The sequence below is a fragment of the Streptomyces sp. NBC_00988 genome (assembly GCF_045162645.1).
Lineage (GTDB): Bacteria > Actinomycetota > Actinomycetes > Streptomycetales > Streptomycetaceae > Streptomyces.
On sequence record NZ_CP108730.1, the window covers coordinates 6,702,380 to 6,718,814 of the forward strand.

Consider the following 16,435-nt stretch of genomic DNA (forward strand, 5'->3'; position numbering starts at 1 on the left):
CGAACGCCCTTCAGGTGGGCGCGTGGTGATGCGGTAAGGGACGTGGGGACGTCCCGGACATTTCGTGACACAGGGGAAGAGCGGGTAGGCATGAGGGTGTTCGACGCACTGCCGGTTGTGCTGCCTGACACCAGACGGGTGGGTGAGGACGCAAGACAGGTGTGTGGACTGTCGGTTTCGTCTGACGTAAATGTGACGGCCGACGCGTACAACCCCCAAGGGGGGAAGCGTGTCCAACTGGCGTGGCTCAGGTACTCGACTTCACTGCGGCACGCGGTACGGCCCTCCGGCCTCCGCGTGGATCCCGTGCGCCCGGCGGCATGCCGGTGATCGCGCCGATGCCCGCAGCGCGGCCCGCCCGCATCCCGAACCAGCGCGACGGTGTCGACGACGCCGTCGCGGCCGGAACGACGGTCGACCATCTCACCGAGACCTACCGGGCGCACTACCGCTCGCTGCTCGGCCTGGCCGCACTCCTCCTCGACGACACCGCCTCCTGCGAGGACGTCGTCCAGGAGGCGTTCATCCGGGTCCACTCGGCGCGCAAACGTGTCCGTGACCCCGAGAAGACCCTGGCCTATCTGCGCCAGACGGTCGTCAACCTCTCCCGCTCGGCCCTGCGCCGCCGCATCCTCGGCCTCAAGCTCCTCTCGAAGCCGATGCCGGACATGGCCAGCGCGGAAGAGGGCGCCTACGACCTGCTGGAGCGCGACTCCCTCATCAAGGCCATGAAGGGACTGCAGCGCCGCCAGCGCGAGGTCCTGGTCCTGCGGTACTTCGCGGACATGACCGAGGCGCAGGTCGCCGAGTCGCTCGGCATATCGCTGGGCTCGGTGAAGGCGTACGGCTCGCGCGGTATCGCCGCCCTCCGGATCGCCATGGAGGCCACGGCATGAGCGACAGGCCCGAGGGAAACGGTTCGCGTGAACGGCGCGAGCCGGACGTCCGGCGCGGCCCGACCTGGGCGCGCAAGGAACAGCCGAACGAAACACATGCTGGGAACGGAACTGTGAACCACGGCCCCGACGAACAGAGCCCCACCGGGCCGAGCCTCGACGGGAACCCCGAGAACCCTGAGAACTCCGGGGACTCCGAGGGCATCGAGGGACGGCACCCCGTAGGACCCGTAGGACCTCCGGGCTCCGGAGGACAGGGTCCCGACGAGCACGGCAACGACCCGCACGGCAACGACCCGCACGGCAATGACGTGTTCGGCACCGTCGTACTCGGCGCCGAAGGCTTCGACTCCGACGAGCTGGCGCTACGGCGGCTGCTGCACCAGGCGGTCCAGGAGGTCGAGCCGCGCGACGGCACGCTGGACCACCTGCGCAGGGCGGTACCGGCCCGCCGGGCCCGCAAGCGCCAGGCCCTCGTCGGCATGGCCGCCACCGTGCTCTTCTTCGGCACCGCGATCCCGGCCCTCGTGCACGTCTCGAACTCCACCGGCTCGGACGCCGATCCGTCCATCATGGGCAACAGCTCACAGGCGCAGGGCGGCACCAGCCAGGGCAAGGGCCCGGACGGCGGTTCCAGCACCTCGGGCGGCACCTCGGGGCGGGCCTCGCAGAACCCGGGCGGCCACAAGAACGACGGCACGGGCAAGGCCCCGGGCCGCGGCACCGTGAGCACGAACCCCTCGGCCAGCACCGGGACGGCCGCGTCCGTCTGCACGGCCGACCAGCTCGGCGCCTCCAACTCGACGGTGGACGCCGCCGATTCGGCGGGCATCGTCTACGGCACGTTCAGCGTGACCAACACCTCCGGCACCAGCTGTACCGTCAGCGGCCCCGGCACCGTGGGCACCGCCGCGGTGGGTGCCGCCGACTCCAACAAGATCACCGTTGTGCAGCACAGCTCGGGGGACGCGGCGGCCGGCCTGCCCGACCCGTCGACGGAGGTCTCCCAACTGGTGCTCCAGGCGGGTGCCTCCTACGTGGTCAAGTTCGCCTGGGTGCCCTCCGAGACCTGCCCCACCAGCGGCACCAGCACCGGTGGCACCACCACCGGCGGTCCGACGGCCACCCCGACGCCCACCGAGGACGCCAGTTCCAGCAGCGGGTCCACGAGCGGCGACACGGGTACGTCCACCCAGCTCCTGGAGGACGGCACGCTCGACGGCAGCGTCCAGGTCACGCACACGGCGGAGGCGGGCTCCCCGACGGTCATGGCCACGGTGCCGAACGCGTGCGCGGGCACGGTCTACCGGACGGGTCTGCTGGCGGGGTCGTAGACCGGACCGCGTGTCCACAGGTGGTCAGCCGGGTCGGGGGACCCGGCTGTGTCTGTGTCGGGCCACGTCAGACGGTCGCGTGGGCCGCTTCCTCGTTCTCGTCCTCAGGGACGAGGCCCAGCTCCGCATCGCGCGCGAACTCCACCTCGCGGCGCAGCAGGCGGAACCACATGAAGACGACGAAGCCCGCGAAGACGAACCACTCGCCGGTGTAGCCGAGGTTCTGGAACGCCTTCAGATCGAGGCCGGTGTTCGCGGGCGCGGTCGCCGGTACGGCCTTCATCTCGGAGTCGCCCTTGTCGAGGGTGATCCAGGCGTCGTACAGGTGGTACGGGACCAGGTTCACCAGGGAGGCCGCGCTGATCGCGGCGGTCTGGCCGGACGGCAGGCCGCCCTGGGCGCTCACCCCGTTGTCGCCCGGGGTCTCGGACGCCTGGAGCGAGCCGGTGACGGTGACTTCGCCGGTCGGCGGGGCCGGTGCCTTCGCGGCGTCGGGCTTGCCGGGGATCCAGCCGCGGACTACGGGGAGGGCCTTGCCGTTGTCCGTGCGCAGCAGGGTCAGGACGTAGAAGCCGTTCTTCTCGCCCAACTGGCGGTCCGGGACGAGGAGTTGCTTGCCGTAGCGGCCGGTCGCGGTGGTCTGGCGGCCGGAGGTGCTCTGGTCGACCGGGAGCAGTGAGGCGAGGGGACGGGCCGCTTCCGTGCGGTCGGTCTCGACCTGCTTGGTGGCCTGGTGGCTGCTGTCCACGCGCGCCTGGAACCGGCTCAGCTGCCACGACCCCATGAAGATGCAGAAGGGGATGGCGAGCAGTACGAAGACGTTGATGCCCCACCAGCGCGATGTCAGCAGAAACCGGTACACGACTCCCACGGTACGGGGCTGTCGTGGGGCCCTTGGCCCGGGGGTCGGCCCGAAGGTTCACCCGGCGTCGGCAATGCTCCGGCCGGGACTTGGTCGAAGTTATCCACAGGCTGAGGATCCGGTCAGTGCAATGTCTGTGTGGGCGGGCAGTATGGGGCCATGACTGAGAGCAACGGGTCCGAGAACACACCGGACTGGGAGAAGCGCTTCCGGGCGCCCCGCGTGTCCCTGCCCGACTGGGCGGAGGACGCACCCGACCGTTCCCTGTTCGTGTCGAACGCGACGGGGACGTATGAGCTGTACGCCTGGGACCGGGCGACGGGCGAGCAACGCCAGGTCACGGACCGGCCGAACGGCACGACGGACGGTGTGCTCTCCCCGGACGGGGAGTGGATCTGGTGGTTCGACGACAAGGACGGCGACGAGTTCGGCGTCTGGCGCCGCCAGCCCTTCAAGGGAGGACCGGACGAACCCGCCGTCCCCGGCCTCGAACCGTCCTACCCGGCCGGGGTCGCCCTCGCGCGAGACGGCAGGACCGCCGTGGTCGGCCGCTCGACGGACGAGGACGGTACGACGATCCACCTCGCCCGCACCGGTGACGAGACCACGCTGATCTACCGGCACCGCGAGTCGGCGGGCGTCGGCGACCTCTCGCACGACGGTTCGCTGATCGCGATCGAGCACACGGAGCACGGCGACGCGATGCACTCCGCGCTGCGCGTCCTGCGCCCGGACGGCACGGCGGTCGCCGACCTGGACGACACCAAGGGCGGCACCGAGGAGCTGGGCCTTGAGGTCCTCGGCTTCGCACCGGTGGACGGTGACACCCGCCTGCTCATCGGCCATCAGCGGCGCGGCCGTTGGGAGCCCCTGGTGTGGGACGTGGTCAAGGGCGGCGAGACGGACCTGTCCCTCGACCTGCCCGGCGACGTGAGCGCCGAGTGGTACCCGGACGGCTCGGCCCTCCTCATCGCGCACAGCTTCGAGGCCCGCAGCGAGGTCTTCCGCTACGACCTCGCCTCGGGCGAACTGGAGAAGGTGCCGACACCGCCCGGTTCGGTCTCCGGTGCCACGGCCCGCCCCGACGGCAGCGTCGAATACCTCTGGTCGTCGGCCGCCGAACCGTCCGCCGTGCGCTCGACGACGGGCGAGGTCGTCCTGGACCCGCCCGGCCTGAAGTCCCCCGGCTCGGTCGCGGTGGAGGACGTCTGGGTGGAGGGCCCCGGCGGCCGCATCCACGCCCTCGTCCAGAAGCCGGCGGGCGCCACCGGCCCCCTCCCCACGGTCTTCGACATCCACGGCGGCCCGACCTGGCACGACAGTGACTCCTTCTCGGCGGGCCCGGCGGCCTGGGTCGACCACGGGTACGCGGTCGTCCGGGTCAACTACCGCGGCTCGACCGGCTACGGCCGCGCCTGGACCGACGCCCTGAAGTACCGCGTCGGCCTGATCGAGCTGGAGGACATCGCGGCGGTCCGGGAGTGGGCGATCACCTCGGGCCTCGCCGACCCCGACCGGCTGATCCTCACCGGCGGCTCCTGGGGCGGCTACCTCACCCTCCTCGGCATCGGCACCCAGCCCGACGCGTGGACCCTGGGCATCGCGGCGGTCCCGGTCGCCGACTACGTCACGGCGTACCACGACGAGATGGAAGCCCTGAAGGCCATGGACCGCACGCTCCTGGGCGGCACCCCGGAGGAGGTCCCGGCCCGCTTCGAGGCGTCCTCCCCGCTGACCTACGTCGACAAGGTCACGGCCCCGGTCTACATCTCGGCCGGCGTCAACGACCCGCGCTGCCCGATCCGGCAGATCGACAACTACGTGAAGCGGCTCGAGTCGCGGGACGCCGTGCACGAGGTGTACCGGTACGACGCGGGGCACGGGTCGTTGGTGGTGGACGAGCGGATCAAGCAGGTGAAGCTGGAACTGGACTTCGCGGAGAGGCACTTGGGGGGTGGGGCGGCTTAGCGGGGTTGCCTGGGCGGGGGCTTCTCGACGCCGGTCATTTTCAGCCCGTTGGGGGTCCCCCCTCTGGGGGAGTTTGAGGACGAGGCCCCTTCAGGGCCGAAGCGGGGGTCTGGGGGCGCAGCCCCCGGCAACGCCCGCTTCGGCGCAGGGCACTTGCTCAAGCACCGGTCCAGCTCAGGGCACCGTCACGCCCCGGCACGATCCCGGGGTCGCCGCCCCAGCAACTCCGCCAGCCCCCGCCGAGTCGCCGCCAGCACGACCCGGTCCGAGTCCCGCAGGACATACGTGTCGGGGAGGTCCCAGACCAACCCCGACCGCCGTACGTCCTCGGAGGCGTCCCGCGTAGCCGTGTCCAACGCCAGCACCCGCCACGATCCCGCCCGGAACGCCTCGGCGATCGTCTTCCCCTCCAGCTGGGGATGCCCGCCCACGGTCATCGCCGCGAACAGCAGCACCCGCCGCTCGACAGGGATCGCGCCCAGGATCTGCCGCCCCATCATCGCCCCGGCGAACGCGGGCGCGGCCAGATGGGACACACTCCGGCTCCGGGTCAGGGCACCGGGGTGCGCGGCCCGCAACGTTCGGTACACGGCGGTCGCGAAGTCGTCGTCGTACAGCCGGAGTACGACCCGTAGATCCGGCCGTACGGACCGGGCGTACAGCACCGCTTCGAGGTTCGTCGTGTCGGAGCTGGTGACCGCGAGGAGGGCGTGGGCGCGGTGGACCTTGGCGGATTCCAGGACGCCCTCCTGGGTGACGTCACCCAGGATCACCGGCACCCGCAGCCGGCGCGCGACCGCGAGCCCGCGGGCCTCGGGGTCGGCCTCGACGCACACCACGGGGATGTTGAGTTCGCGCAGCCGGGTCAGCACCCGGGTGCCGATCTTGCCGAGCCCGAGCAGCACGACATGCCCGCCGAGCCCCCGCGGCGGCTTGCGCAACGCGGACGCCGTACGGAACGTGCCCAGCGCTTCCAGCACGGCGGCCAGCAGCACCGGAAGCATCAGCAACCCGACGAGCCCGGAGAGGAGTTGAAGGATCTGCCGGCCCAGGGGCTCCCCGATCGCGGGGTTGTCGATCGCGAAGAGATCGAGCAGCGTCAGATAGAAGGCGGTCAGCGGATGGATCTGGGTCACCAGCCACAGCGAGATGGCCAGCGCGATGACACACGCCACCATCCCCGCCAGCGACCACCGCAGCCGCCGCGAGAACAGCGAGGAGAACGCGGGCACGACACCGCCCCCGCGCCCGCCCGGCAACTGCGGCCCGGCGTACGACACCTGCTCCAGGACGACGGTCCCGCGCCCGGTGGCGGAGGCGACGGCCGCCGCGTCGGGCAGCAGGCGCGGGCCCTGTTCGCCCATGCCCTCGGAGCCGTCCGCGCCGGCCGGATCGCTGCTGGTCGCCGACAGCAGGGCCAGCGTGGCAAGCCCCGGATCGGCCACCTCCCCGGGGCCCGGCGGCGGCCGTTCCACCGCGCGGAGCAGCAGCCCGTCGGTCTGGACGACCTTGCTGGTCCCGGCGAGCGCGGTCGCGGCCAGCGCGGGTGCGGCGGTGTCGGCGTCGGAGAGCACGGTCGTGGACGCGTCGAACCCGGTACCGGGCCCGCCGCTCGTCCCGTCACCGGTCGCCAACGCGGCTGCCTGGTCGAGGAGTTCCTCGATGTGCTGGCCCAGCCGCCGGTTGTAGAGGCGGATCACCAGCCGGATGCGGGGGTTGAGGCGGCGGGCGGTGAGGGCGGCGCGGATGTTCGTCTCGTCGTCGTCATAGACGAGGGCCAGTGCGGTCGCCCGCTCCACGCCCGCCTCGGCGAACACGGCCTCGGTCAGCTCGGCGACCTCCAACACCCGCTCCCCGCGCGGGGGTTCGGGGGCGACGGGTGCAGTGCTACCGCCGCCGTTGCCGTTGGCCCGGGCCACCGCCGCGTTGACCCGGTCGAGCAGCGCCGCCGAGGCGGCGCGGGCGCGGCCGACGACGGGCGGCCGGGCGGTGGCCTCGGAGAGCGGGACGACGAGGGTGATCTGCTCGCCGTAGACACTGCGGAGTTCGACGGCGAGCCGGTGCGCGAGCGCGTCGTCGCCGCACACCACCATGTGTGCCCGGGCACTGCCCGGAGGGGTCTGATTCGGAACGCTGCTCGCCACGAGGGGAAAGACTGCCCCAAGGAGGCGGGTGGTTCCAGTATTCCGCTGAACACCCGTGCCCCGACTGCCGTATGCAGAGACAGGGAGCAAAACTCGCGAAACCAGGCGTCTGCCGGAGGTATCTCACCCGTGGCCATCACCACCGAACCAGCCGCGCCGACCACGGAGACGCCGCCGGACCCACACGTGAAACCGGACACGGAACTGAACGCGCCCGCCAAGGAGTCACCGGACGCGCCCGCCAAGGAGTCGAAGGACGGCTGGCAGTTCAACTCGCCGCTCGTGCTGACCATGGTGCTGCTCGTGGTGGTGCTGGCCCAGGGTCCGATCCGTCAGGCGCTGTCCGCGCCGGTGATGCAGAGCTGGATGACGGTCTTCGTGGCCGTCGTCGTGCAGGCGCTCCCCTTCCTGGTGCTGGGCGTGCTGCTGTCGGCCGGGATCGCGGTGTTCGTACCGGCGACGTTCTTCACCCGCGCGCTGCCGAAGAACCCCGTGCTGGCCGTACCGATCGCCGGCATGGCGGGCGCGATCCTGCCCGGCTGCGAGTGCGCGTCCGTGCCGGTGGCCGGGGCGCTGGTGCGCCGGGGTGTCACCCCGGCGGCGGCGATCGCGTTCCTGCTCTCCGCCCCGGCGATCAACCCGATCGTGCTGACGGCGACGGCGGTGGCGTTCCCGCGCAACCCGGAGATGGTGCTCGCCCGGTTCGCCGGAAGCCTGCTCGTGGCCTGCGTGATGGGCTGGCTGTGGACGCGGATCGGCCGCACCGACTGGCTGCGCCTGCCCGCCCACGAACCGCACGAGGGGGAGACCAAGGGGGCCGCGTTCTGGGGCTCGGTCCGGCACGACGTGATGCAGGCCGGCGGGTTCCTCGTCCTCGGCGCGATGTCGGCGGCGACGCTCAAGGCGGTGGCACCCGCGAGCTGGCTGCGCACGGCCGCCGACAACCCGGTGGTCGCGATCCTCGCCCTCTCGATCCTCGCCGTCCTGCTGTCGATCTGCTCGGAGGCGGACGCGTTCGTCGCCGCGTCGCTCACCCAGTTCTCGCTCACGGCCAAACTCGCGTTCCTGGTGGTGGGCCCGATGATCGACCTGAAGCTGTTCGCCATGCAGGCGGGCACGTTCGGCCGCGGCTTCGCGATGCGCTTCGCACCCGCCACCTTCGTTCTCGCCATCGCCGGCGCGGTCGTCACCGGGGCGGTGCTCCTGTGAACCGGCAGGCACAGGCGGCGGTCCTGTTCCTGGTCGGCGCGGCCCTCCTGCACGCGGGCTTCACCAACCTCTACCTGCGCTACGTCAAGGCAGGCCTCCAGCCGCTCCTCCTGCTCTCCGGCGCGGTCCTCATCGTGACCGCACTGGCGACGGCCTGGTACGAGTGGCGCCGGACACGGAGGGAGAAGGCCCACGCGGAAGCGCAGGCGGCGCACACGGAAGCGCACGCGGAGGCCCACACCGAGGACGACGCCCACAAGGGCCACGTCCACCGCGAACCCCGCATCTCCTGGCTCCTGATCCTGCCCCTCTTCGCCCTGATCCTGGTCGCCCCGCCGGCCCTCGGCTCCTACAGCGCGGTCCGCACCGGCACAGCCATCCAGCAGCCGTACGGCCTGCTCAAGCTCCCCGACAGCAATCCGCTCACCATCGGCCTGGTCGACTACGCGAGCCGTGCGGTCTACGACCACGGACGGTCCCTGGGCACCCGGCAGTTGAAGGTCACCGGCTTCGTCGCGCTGGACAAGTCGGGCTCCCCGTTCCTCGTCCGCATGGCCCTCAACTGCTGTGCCGCGGACGCCCAGCCGGTGAAGATCGCCCTGACCGGCAAGGTCCCGCCGGTACTTCAGCCGGACACCTGGCTGGAGATCACCGGCACCTACAGCCCCAAGCAGACCAAGGACCCCATCAACAACCGCCCGATCCCCTACTTCCAGGTGACCCAGGCGAAGCCGGTCCCGACGCCGAAGGACCCGTACGACGAGAGCTGGAACCAGTAGCGACCAGAACCAGTAACCAGCGGGATTTCAGCGGAGGTTGGCGACCGCGGCGGCCATGATCGGCTCGGCCGCCTCCTCGGTCAGCTCCGGCGGTACGACCAGCAGGTCCCAGCGGCCGCGGCCCGGCGCGAGCAGGACGACGGTGTTCGGGGCGTGCACGGCGGTGGTCCGGTGCAGCCGTACGACCTGGTTGGCCACGAGCATCCGGCCCGGGGCGGTCGACCAGACCCGCCCGTTCACCATCACGCTGACGATGTGCCCCCAGGTCCGGGGCAGCCCGGCGAGCAGGCGCGGCACCTCGGTGAGCACGTCGTAGGAGTGCGGCCACCAGGCTCCGTCGAGGCGGCGCGGTACGGAGGTGTGGGCGGCGAGGCGCAGCCGGAGGAGGGGCGGGGCGGTCTGCTCCACGTCGGGCGACGAGGCGATGGTGTCCGAGGCGGGCGAACTGTGGGTGTCCGTGGGCGCGTTCATGTCGCGGTCCCTGTCCCCGGCCGTCCGTCGTGCGGCGGTCCGGTGCCGTGGTGCACTGGGAACGACGACGGCGCCAGAGCCGAGGTGCGGAGAACTCCCGGTACCGCTCACCGTACTCCCGCCCCGCGCGGGCCGGTCTGCGCCGGAGGCACTCCGAGGCCCTCCGCGGCCCGCGGGCGTACCGTGAAAGGACCGAGGATTTCTCGTGCACCGGATCGCGCCGGTGCCGTTCTCGGCGAACCACGACGCCGGGGCGGATCTGTTCCGCGCCCGGGGCAGGGCTCAGCCCATGACCGTGAATGTGCCCGGTCGGCCGGTGACCGCGGACGCGCCCGCGGCCCTCGCCGGACACGGCGGTGCCGGTACGGCGGGCTGGGAGAGGACGTGGTCCACAACCGGCCACGAGCCCCACACGTCAAACCGCGAGCGCGGCCCGTCCCCCTGGGAAGGGGACCGCGTCCGCCCGCTCAGCCGCCGCCAGATCGAGGACCGCTTCCAGGACCTCGGCGTGCTGTACGAGGAGACCTGCGGCGGGCCCCGCACGGGCAACCGTTCCCGCACCGCGTTCCTGCGGCGCCTCGCGGGTGACGTCCGGCGCCCCGGTTTCACCCTGCTGATCGCCGAGAACACGACCCTGACGGCCTGCGCCTACGGCTTCCCCGTCCGCGCCGCCGATCCCTGGTGGCAGGGCCACGACACCCGGCTGCCCCGGCTGCTGCACGGCCTCGCGGTCACCGGCGGACTCTTCGCGGTCTCCGGGATCGTCGTCCCGCCCCGCGTGCGCACCCACTACCAGGACCGGGACTGGAACCTCGCCCGGCGCCTGCAGCGCCGGCTGCTCGTCGATCACGCGCCGGCCCTCGGCGTCACCCTGGTGCCCCGCACCGACACCGAGACCCTGACGGCCTACCGGGCGTGGGGCTGGCAGGACGTCGCGGGAGCCTCGTCGGACCCCGCGAGAGCACCCGAACGGGGCTCCCTGCGAGGCCGCGACGGTCTTGATCCACGGCTTCCGGGCGCCTGCCGGGTGCTGGTTCTGGCCCCCTGAGAGCGTCAACCTGCGTCAGTACATCTGTGCTCGCCGCGACAGAGATTCCCCGGGTGCGACTAGAGTTCCCGTACGGGGGAACCAGCTCCCCCGGCGGCAGGCCGTCCCTCCCGGTGGCCGCAGGAAAGGTGTACATGCCCGCAGAAAGCCAGCAGCCCGCGGCCGACCGGCTCGACGACGACGACTACCCCGCCTACACCATGGGCCGGGCCGCCGAGCTGATCGCCACCACCCCCGGTTTCCTCCGGTCACTGGGTGAGGCCGGGCTGATCACCCCGACGCGGTCGGACGGCGGTCACCGCCGCTACTCGCGCCATCAGCTCCGTACGGCCTCTCGCGCGCGCGAGCTGGTCGACCAGGGGACGCCCATCGAGGCCGCGTGCCGGATCATCAGCCTGGAGGACCGGCTGGACGAGGCCCTGCGTGTCAACGAGGAGCTGCGCCGCTCATCCCATCGGTAGAAAATCTGATGTCCCCGAAACAGAAATTCACCGTTTCGGAGGGCCCTTTTCCCGCCCCATTTCCCCGTCGCGAAAATGGGTTCCGTGCTAGGCTGACTTCAGTTGCAGTTGTGGTTGCCAATTTTGAACCGGACCTCCGGTGCAGGTGATCATCACGGCGATGGAGGAGATTCGTAAAGTGCGGATCTCGTGCACTGCCTAGGAGTTAAGACATGGCCACCGGTACCGTGAAGTGGTTCAACGCGGAAAAGGGCTTCGGCTTCATCGAGCAGGACGGCGGCGGCGCTGACGTCTTCGCCCACTACTCGAACATCGCCACCCAGGGCTTCCGTGAGCTGCAGGAAGGTCAGAAGGTGACCTTCGACATCACGCAGGGCCAGAAGGGCCCGCAGGCGGAGAACATCGTTCCCGCCTAAGCACGCGAGACTGCGAAACAGGGGCCCGCACCTTGGGTGCGGGCCCCTTTTCGTATCCGCTCATTTACCTGTCGTTCCACGGCCGTTCTCGGCTTCCCCGGCACCCCCGGCTTTCCCCGAGGAGAAATCCTCCCCTCTCCTCCCGCTCGAAACCCCTTGGTGAGGCACCATGCGCTGCGTGATCGCCCGTTACCCCTTCGATCTGACGAAGAGCGAGGTGGAGGAGATGCTCAAGGGCATCCGCCCGGAGCAGCCCGTCACCGGCCAGTGCGCCGTCATCAGCCGCAAGCTGTACCCGGTCAAGCAGGTCGGCGAGGTGATCACCAAGCAGGACCGCCGTGACTTCACCGCCTTCGAGGTGACCAGGGCCCTCACCCGGCTCGGCTTCACCTGCCACGAGACGCCGCCCGCGCCCGCCACCCCCGCACCGGCCCCCGCCGCGGAGAACCCCACGGACTCCGGCCCGGAATCGACCTCGTACATCGGCACCACCCTGGGCTGACGCCTCCGCCCGCACGTCCCCGCACACCCCGAGCGACCACGCCGCCGTAGATCCATCCGGGCGCGAGGTCGCTCTTTGCGTCCCGGCCGGCACGGCTCCAGCCGTCACAGCTCCTTGTCGGGCCAGTCCAGCAGGCGGGCCCCGATGACCGCCGTCTGCAGCGTGTACCGCTGGCCTGGGTCCGCCGGGTCCGCGCCGGTCAGCTGATGGATGCGTTCGAGACGGTACGTCAGCGCGCGCACGCTCAGCGAGAGCCGGCGCGCGGACTCCGCCGCCACACAACCGGAGTCGAAGTACGTCGACAGGGTGTCCAGCAGCGGGCGCGCACCGCCGCGCGCCCTGGTCAGCGGGCCCAGCGCGTCGAGCACCAGATCCGCCATCGCCTGCCGGTCACGCGTGAGCACCGGGTAGACCAGCAGGTCGGCGGCGCGCAGGAGCGGGCCCTCCAGGTTGAGCCGCTCGGCCAGTTCGAGCGTGTTCAGGGCTTCCTCGTACGACTGGACGATGCCGCCCGCGCCCGGCTGCGGCCGGCCGATCGCCGCGCGGGTGCCCTCCGCTGCGGCGTACGACTGCTTGGCGAAGTGGGCGAGGATGTCGTCCTGGTCGCCGGGCGCGACACACAGCATCCGGCCGGCCTTCGTGGTGAGCAGGATGTTGCGGTCACCGAAACGGCTGATCATCGCGCGCTCCACCTGACGCGGCACCGGTGCGCTCTCGTCGTACGGCGTCGGGCCCTGGACCACGGCGACCGCGTGCGAGTGGGAGAGGCGCAGGCCGAAGCGCTCGGCGCGTTCCGCGAGCCGGCCCAGATCGCTGCGGCCGTAGAGCAGGTCGTCGATGAACTCCCGCCGCGCCGCCTCTTCTTGGCGTACGGCGAGACGCTGCGCGCGTTCGTAGCCCTCGGCGAAGGCGTCGACCACCTGCTGCACCGCGGCAAGGGTGCAGTCGGCGGCACCGGGGGTCTGCGGCCAGGCGGCGCGGGTGGCCGCGAGATGGGCGTTGACCAGGGCGCGCAGTCCGTGACCGGCCTCGGCCGCCTGCTCGCCCAGGGTGCGGCGGGCCTCCAACTCGGCCCGGGTCAGGCGCCGTCCGGTGCCGGCGACCTCCGCCAGGAGCGGCGCATACCCCGCCAGATACTGCTCAGGTATTCCGCGCTCCGGCAACTCCGCCCCCGTTTTCCTTGACGCCCTGGTGACGCTTTCTTAGCGCGGCACCGGCATCAAGACCCTAATGAACACTGCCGGGTTCCGGCAATGCGCGGGCGCGCACCCCGCGTGCACCATGGCGCCAGGGGAGCACCGCGGAAGGTTCCGGTGCCGGACACCGGCAGGTGTACGGCACCGGAACCACGATCCGCGCAGCCCCGGAGTCTTAACGCGTCGTGGACACAGCGGACAGGGAACGGGGGGCCGGGATCATGGGGGCGTTCTTCGCTGCCGCGACCGGTTTTCCCACCGTCGTCTTCACCGCCGCGCTCACCGTGGTCGTCCTGTTCTGGCTGCTGGTCGCGCTGGGCGCGGCGGACGCCCACGGACACGCCCACGCTCACCTCAACTCCCGTGCACACGGCGACGGTTGGGGGCTCGGCGGGGTGCCGGTGACCCTCGCCTTCTCGCTGTTCACCGCCGTCGGCTGGCTGATCAGCTACTGCGCGAGCGTGCTGCTCGTCCCCTCCGGCCCGGTCGGGGTCCTGGTCGGGGCGGTCGTACTGACCGGCACGGTGTACGTCTCCTGGCAGGCGACCAAGCTGTTCGTACGACCCCTGCACCGCCTGTTCCCCGACGAACACGGGCCGTCCCGGCTGGACTTCGTCGGGCTGACCTGCACGATCCGCACCGGGCGGGTCGATGCCGGGTTCGGCCAGGCGGAGGTCAGGTCGGCGGACGGCTCGGCCGCGGTGGTCCAGGTCCGGCAGACGGGCGACGACTCCGGTGAGGGCGTCCTCGCCAGTGGCAGCACCGGACTGCTCTACGCCTACGACGAGACCGGCGAGTTCTTCTGGGTCGCGCCCTACGACAGTGCGCTCGACCCGAGGACCGGCCCGGGCACGACGGGATAGGCCGCCAACTCAGGCCGCCCGCACGCTCGTTGACCTCCCTTCGTTGATCTCCACCCGCCGATCCCTGCCCGGTCGTCGACCACCCTTCTCATCTCTTGGGGACCCATGTCATGAACGCCATCACCGTCGGCATCGGTGTGTTCGTCGCCGTTGTCCTGCTCATCGCGCTCACCCTGCTCCTGGTGGTCGGCCGGCTCTTCCGGAAGGTGGAGCAGGGGCGGGCGCTGATCGTCTCCAAGACGAAGAAGGTCGACGTCACCTTCACCGGGGCGGTCGTGCTGCCGGTGCTGCACAAGGCCGAGTTCATGGACATCTCGGTGAAGACCATCGAGATCCGGCGCACCGGGCGCGAGGGCCTGATCTGCCAGGACAACATCCGCGCGGACATCCACATCAGCTTCTTCGTGCGGGTCAACAAGACCGTCGAGGACGTCATCAAGGTCGCGCAGGCCATCGGCACCCAGACCGCGAGCGACCCGGTGGCGATCCAGGACTTCTTCGCCGCGAAGTTCTCCGAGGCGCTCAAGACCGTCGGCAAGCAGCTGGACTTCGTCGATCTCTACACCAAGCGCGAGGAGTTCCGGGACCGGATCATCCAGGTCATCGGCACCGACCTCAACGGCTACCACCTCGACGACGCGGCCATCGACTTCCTCGAACAGACACCGATGACGCAGCTCGACAACCAGAACATCCTGGACGCGCAGGGCATCCGCAAGATCACCGAGCTGACGACGATCGAGCACGTCCGCACCAACGAGTTCCAGCGCACCGAGCAGAAGGAGATCACCCGGCAGAACGTCGACGCCCGGGAGACCATCCTGGAGCTGGAACGCCGGCAGGCCGAGGCGGAGATCAAGCAGCGCCGTGAGGTGGAGGTCCTGCGGGCGCGCGAGGAGGCCGCCACCGCGAAGGTGCAGGAGGAGGAACGGCTGGGCGCGCAGGCCGCGTTCCTCCGCACCGAGGAGCAACTCGGCGTCCAGCGCGAGAACCAGGCCCGCGAGATCGCCGTGGCCCAGAAGAACCGCGAGCGGGTCATCGCCGTGGAGAACGAGCGCATCGAGAAGGACCGGCTCCTCGAAGTCATCGCCAGGGAACGGGAGACGAGCCTGTCCGGGATCGCCCGGGACAAGGAGGTCGAGGCGGAGCGCCGCGAGGTCGCGGACGTGGTCCGGGAACGGATCGCCGTGGACCGTACGGTCGCCGAGCAGGAGGAGGCCATCAAGAAGCTGCGGGTGGTCGAGGAGGCCGAGCGCACCCGCCAGGCCGTGATCATCGCCGCCGAGGCGGAGGCACAGGAGAAACTGGTCAAGGACATCAAGGGCGCCGAGGCCGCGGAGGCCGCCGCCAAGCACCGCGCCGGTGAGCAACTCACCCTCGCCGAGGCCCGGTTGAAGTCCGCCGACCTCGACGCCCGCGCCAAGCTCCGGCTCGCCGAGGGCATCCAGGCGGAGGCAGCGGCTGCCGGACTCGCCGAGGTCCAGGTCCGCGACAAGGAGGCCGAGGTCACCGTGAAGGCCGGCCGCGCGGAGGCCGAGGCCACGGGGGCGCGGCTGCGCGCGGAGGCGGAAGGCACCGAGGCCCGGCTGCGTGCGGAGGCCGAGGGCACCCGGGCCAAGGCGCTCGCGGAGGCCGAAGGTGCGCAGGCGAAGGTGCTGGCGCAGGCCGAAGGGGTACGGGCGAACGCGCTCGCGGAAGCCACCGGCATCGGCGAGAAGCTCAAGGCCGAGGCGGAGGGTCTCACCGAGAAGGCAGCCGCGATGGCCGCCCTCGACGACGCCTCGCGCGGCCACGAGGAGTACCGGCTGCGGCTGCAGGCCGAGAAGGAGATCCGGCTCGCGGGTCTCGACGTTCAGCGGCAGGTCGCGGAGGCGCAGGCCACGGTCCTCGCGACGGGTCTGGAGCACGCCGACATCGACATCGTCGGTGGCGACTCGGTCTTCCTCGACCGGCTGATGTCGTCGATCTCGTTCGGCAAGAGCGTTGACGGTTTCGTCTCCAACTCCCAGACGGCCCAGGCGTTGGCGGGTCCCTGGCTGGACGGCACGTCGAACATCGCCGACGACCTCGCCCGCGTCCTCGGCCCGGTCTCCACGGCCGACGTGCAGAACCTCACCGTGTCCGCGCTGCTGATGAAGCTGATGACCTCGGACCAGGCGAACGCCGGCCAGGTGCGTCAACTGCTCGACAGGGCAGGTGAGTTGGGCCTGGCGGACACCCCGCTGGCCGCGCTCAACGGACACCCGGCGAAGGCCTGACCGGCCCGACCCCACCGACGGTCCGGAA

Annotated in this window: 15 protein-coding genes; 11 read left to right on the plus strand and 4 right to left on the minus strand. The window is 71.1% G+C overall.

Annotated elements, in window-relative coordinates; translation table 11 throughout:
- Positions 1 to 320 precede the first annotated feature (320 nt).
- Complete coding sequence (locus OG496_RS30815) at positions 321 to 896, plus strand: SigE family RNA polymerase sigma factor (RefSeq protein WP_019063113.1); 576 nt, start codon at positions 321 to 323, stop codon at positions 894 to 896.
- Positions 893 to 2,230, plus strand: coding sequence for a hypothetical protein (locus tag OG496_RS30820; RefSeq protein WP_405973223.1), 1,338 nt, complete (start codon positions 893 to 895; stop codon positions 2,228 to 2,230). The genes OG496_RS30815 and OG496_RS30820 overlap by 4 nt, the downstream gene beginning before the upstream one ends.
- 67 nt (positions 2,231 to 2,297) lie before the next feature.
- Here the strand turns inward: OG496_RS30820 and OG496_RS30825 are convergent, their stop codons facing one another.
- Positions 2,298 to 3,092, minus strand: coding sequence for an SURF1 family protein (locus tag OG496_RS30825; protein WP_405973224.1), 795 nt, complete (start codon positions 3,090 to 3,092; stop codon positions 2,298 to 2,300).
- A 159-nt stretch (positions 3,093 to 3,251) separates the two neighbouring features.
- Between OG496_RS30825 and OG496_RS30830 the strand changes: the two genes are divergently transcribed.
- Positions 3,252 to 5,060 carry a prolyl oligopeptidase family serine peptidase gene (locus OG496_RS30830; RefSeq protein ID WP_405973225.1) on the plus strand — a complete coding sequence of 603 codons (1,809 nt, stop codon included), beginning with the start codon at positions 3,252 to 3,254 and terminating at the stop codon, positions 5,058 to 5,060.
- Between the two features lie 185 nt (positions 5,061 to 5,245).
- On the opposite strand, the gene OG496_RS30835 is transcribed toward OG496_RS30830, so the two are convergent.
- On the minus strand, positions 5,246 to 7,153 hold the full coding sequence (locus tag OG496_RS30835; protein WP_405976743.1) for an NAD-binding protein: 1,908 nt from the start codon (positions 7,151 to 7,153) through the stop codon (positions 5,246 to 5,248).
- A 180-nt stretch (positions 7,154 to 7,333) separates the two neighbouring features.
- Between OG496_RS30835 and OG496_RS30840 the strand changes: the two genes are divergently transcribed.
- Together OG496_RS30840 and OG496_RS30845 are read left to right on the plus strand one after the other, a co-directional pair.
- Positions 7,334 to 8,413, plus strand: coding sequence for a permease (locus tag OG496_RS30840; protein WP_405973226.1), 1,080 nt, complete (start codon positions 7,334 to 7,336; stop codon positions 8,411 to 8,413).
- Positions 8,410 to 9,192 carry a TIGR03943 family putative permease subunit gene (locus OG496_RS30845; protein ID WP_366494460.1) on the plus strand — a complete coding sequence of 261 codons (783 nt, stop codon included), beginning with the start codon at positions 8,410 to 8,412 and terminating at the stop codon, positions 9,190 to 9,192. Before OG496_RS30840 ends, OG496_RS30845 begins: the two co-directional genes overlap by 4 nt.
- A 27-nt stretch (positions 9,193 to 9,219) precedes the next feature.
- On the opposite strand, the gene OG496_RS30850 is transcribed toward OG496_RS30845, so the two are convergent.
- On the minus strand, positions 9,220 to 9,663 hold the full coding sequence (locus OG496_RS30850; protein ID WP_405973227.1) for a DUF5994 family protein: 444 nt from the start codon (positions 9,661 to 9,663) through the stop codon (positions 9,220 to 9,222).
- A gap of 205 nt (positions 9,664 to 9,868) precedes the next feature.
- Between OG496_RS30850 and OG496_RS30855 the strand changes: the two genes are divergently transcribed.
- The 4 genes from OG496_RS30855 (at position 9,869) to OG496_RS30870 (ending at position 12,090) form a co-directional block, all read left to right on the plus strand.
- Entirely contained in the window at positions 9,869 to 10,711 is an 843-nt protein-coding gene (locus tag OG496_RS30855) for a hypothetical protein (protein ID WP_405973228.1), read from the plus strand.
- Positions 10,712 to 10,845: 134 nt separating this feature from the next.
- A complete protein-coding gene (locus tag OG496_RS30860; RefSeq protein ID WP_366494457.1) occupies positions 10,846 to 11,172 on the plus strand; it encodes a MerR family transcriptional regulator in 327 nt (108 codons plus the stop codon).
- Positions 11,173 to 11,384: 212 nt separating this feature from the next.
- Positions 11,385 to 11,588, plus strand: coding sequence for a cold-shock protein (locus tag OG496_RS30865; protein WP_019063123.1), 204 nt, complete (start codon positions 11,385 to 11,387; stop codon positions 11,586 to 11,588).
- A 169-nt stretch (positions 11,589 to 11,757) separates the two neighbouring features.
- Positions 11,758 to 12,090 (plus strand): SCO5918 family protein, encoded by a 333-nt coding sequence (locus OG496_RS30870; RefSeq protein WP_405973229.1) that lies wholly within the window; start codon positions 11,758 to 11,760, stop codon positions 12,088 to 12,090.
- Between the two features lie 104 nt (positions 12,091 to 12,194).
- Here OG496_RS30870 and OG496_RS30875 read toward each other — a convergent pair whose 3' ends face one another.
- A complete protein-coding gene (locus tag OG496_RS30875; RefSeq protein WP_405973230.1) occupies positions 12,195 to 13,253 on the minus strand; it encodes a PucR family transcriptional regulator in 1,059 nt (352 codons plus the stop codon).
- Between the two features lie 254 nt (positions 13,254 to 13,507).
- Here OG496_RS30875 and OG496_RS30880 point away from each other — a divergent pair, with 254 nt between their 5' ends.
- Together OG496_RS30880 and OG496_RS30885 are read left to right on the plus strand one after the other, a co-directional pair.
- Positions 13,508 to 14,149: a hypothetical protein gene (locus OG496_RS30880; protein WP_405973231.1), complete on the plus strand. Its 642-nt coding sequence runs from the start codon at positions 13,508 to 13,510 to the stop codon at positions 14,147 to 14,149.
- 110 nt (positions 14,150 to 14,259) lie between these two features.
- On the plus strand, positions 14,260 to 16,407 hold the full coding sequence (locus tag OG496_RS30885; protein ID WP_405973232.1) for a flotillin family protein: 2,148 nt from the start codon (positions 14,260 to 14,262) through the stop codon (positions 16,405 to 16,407).
- The last annotated feature ends 28 nt before the right edge of the window (positions 16,408 to 16,435 follow it).

What these genes read in the sequence shown, in the direction of transcription:
- OG496_RS30820 (WP_405973223.1), top strand. Translation starts at nt 893, where the DNA reads ATGAGCGACAGGCCCGAGGGAAACGGTTCGCGTGAACGGCGCGAGCCG.
- OG496_RS30830 (WP_405973225.1), top strand. Translation starts at nt 3,252, where the DNA reads ATGACTGAGAGCAACGGGTCCGAGAACACACCGGACTGGGAGAAGCGC.
- OG496_RS30815 (WP_019063113.1), top strand. Translation starts at nt 321, where the DNA reads ATGCCGGTGATCGCGCCGATGCCCGCAGCGCGGCCCGCCCGCATCCCG.
- OG496_RS30865 (WP_019063123.1), top strand. Translation starts at nt 11,385, where the DNA reads ATGGCCACCGGTACCGTGAAGTGGTTCAACGCGGAAAAGGGCTTCGGC.
- OG496_RS30850 (WP_405973227.1), bottom strand. Translation starts at nt 9,663, where the DNA reads ATGAACGCGCCCACGGACACCCACAGTTCGCCCGCCTCGGACACCATC.
- OG496_RS30880 (WP_405973231.1), top strand. Translation starts at nt 13,508, where the DNA reads ATGGGGGCGTTCTTCGCTGCCGCGACCGGTTTTCCCACCGTCGTCTTC.
- OG496_RS30860 (WP_366494457.1), top strand. Translation starts at nt 10,846, where the DNA reads ATGCCCGCAGAAAGCCAGCAGCCCGCGGCCGACCGGCTCGACGACGAC.
- OG496_RS30870 (WP_405973229.1), top strand. Translation starts at nt 11,758, where the DNA reads ATGCGCTGCGTGATCGCCCGTTACCCCTTCGATCTGACGAAGAGCGAG.
- OG496_RS30885 (WP_405973232.1), top strand. Translation starts at nt 14,260, where the DNA reads ATGAACGCCATCACCGTCGGCATCGGTGTGTTCGTCGCCGTTGTCCTG.
- OG496_RS30835 (WP_405976743.1), bottom strand. Translation starts at nt 7,153, where the DNA reads ATGGTGGTGTGCGGCGACGACGCGCTCGCGCACCGGCTCGCCGTCGAA.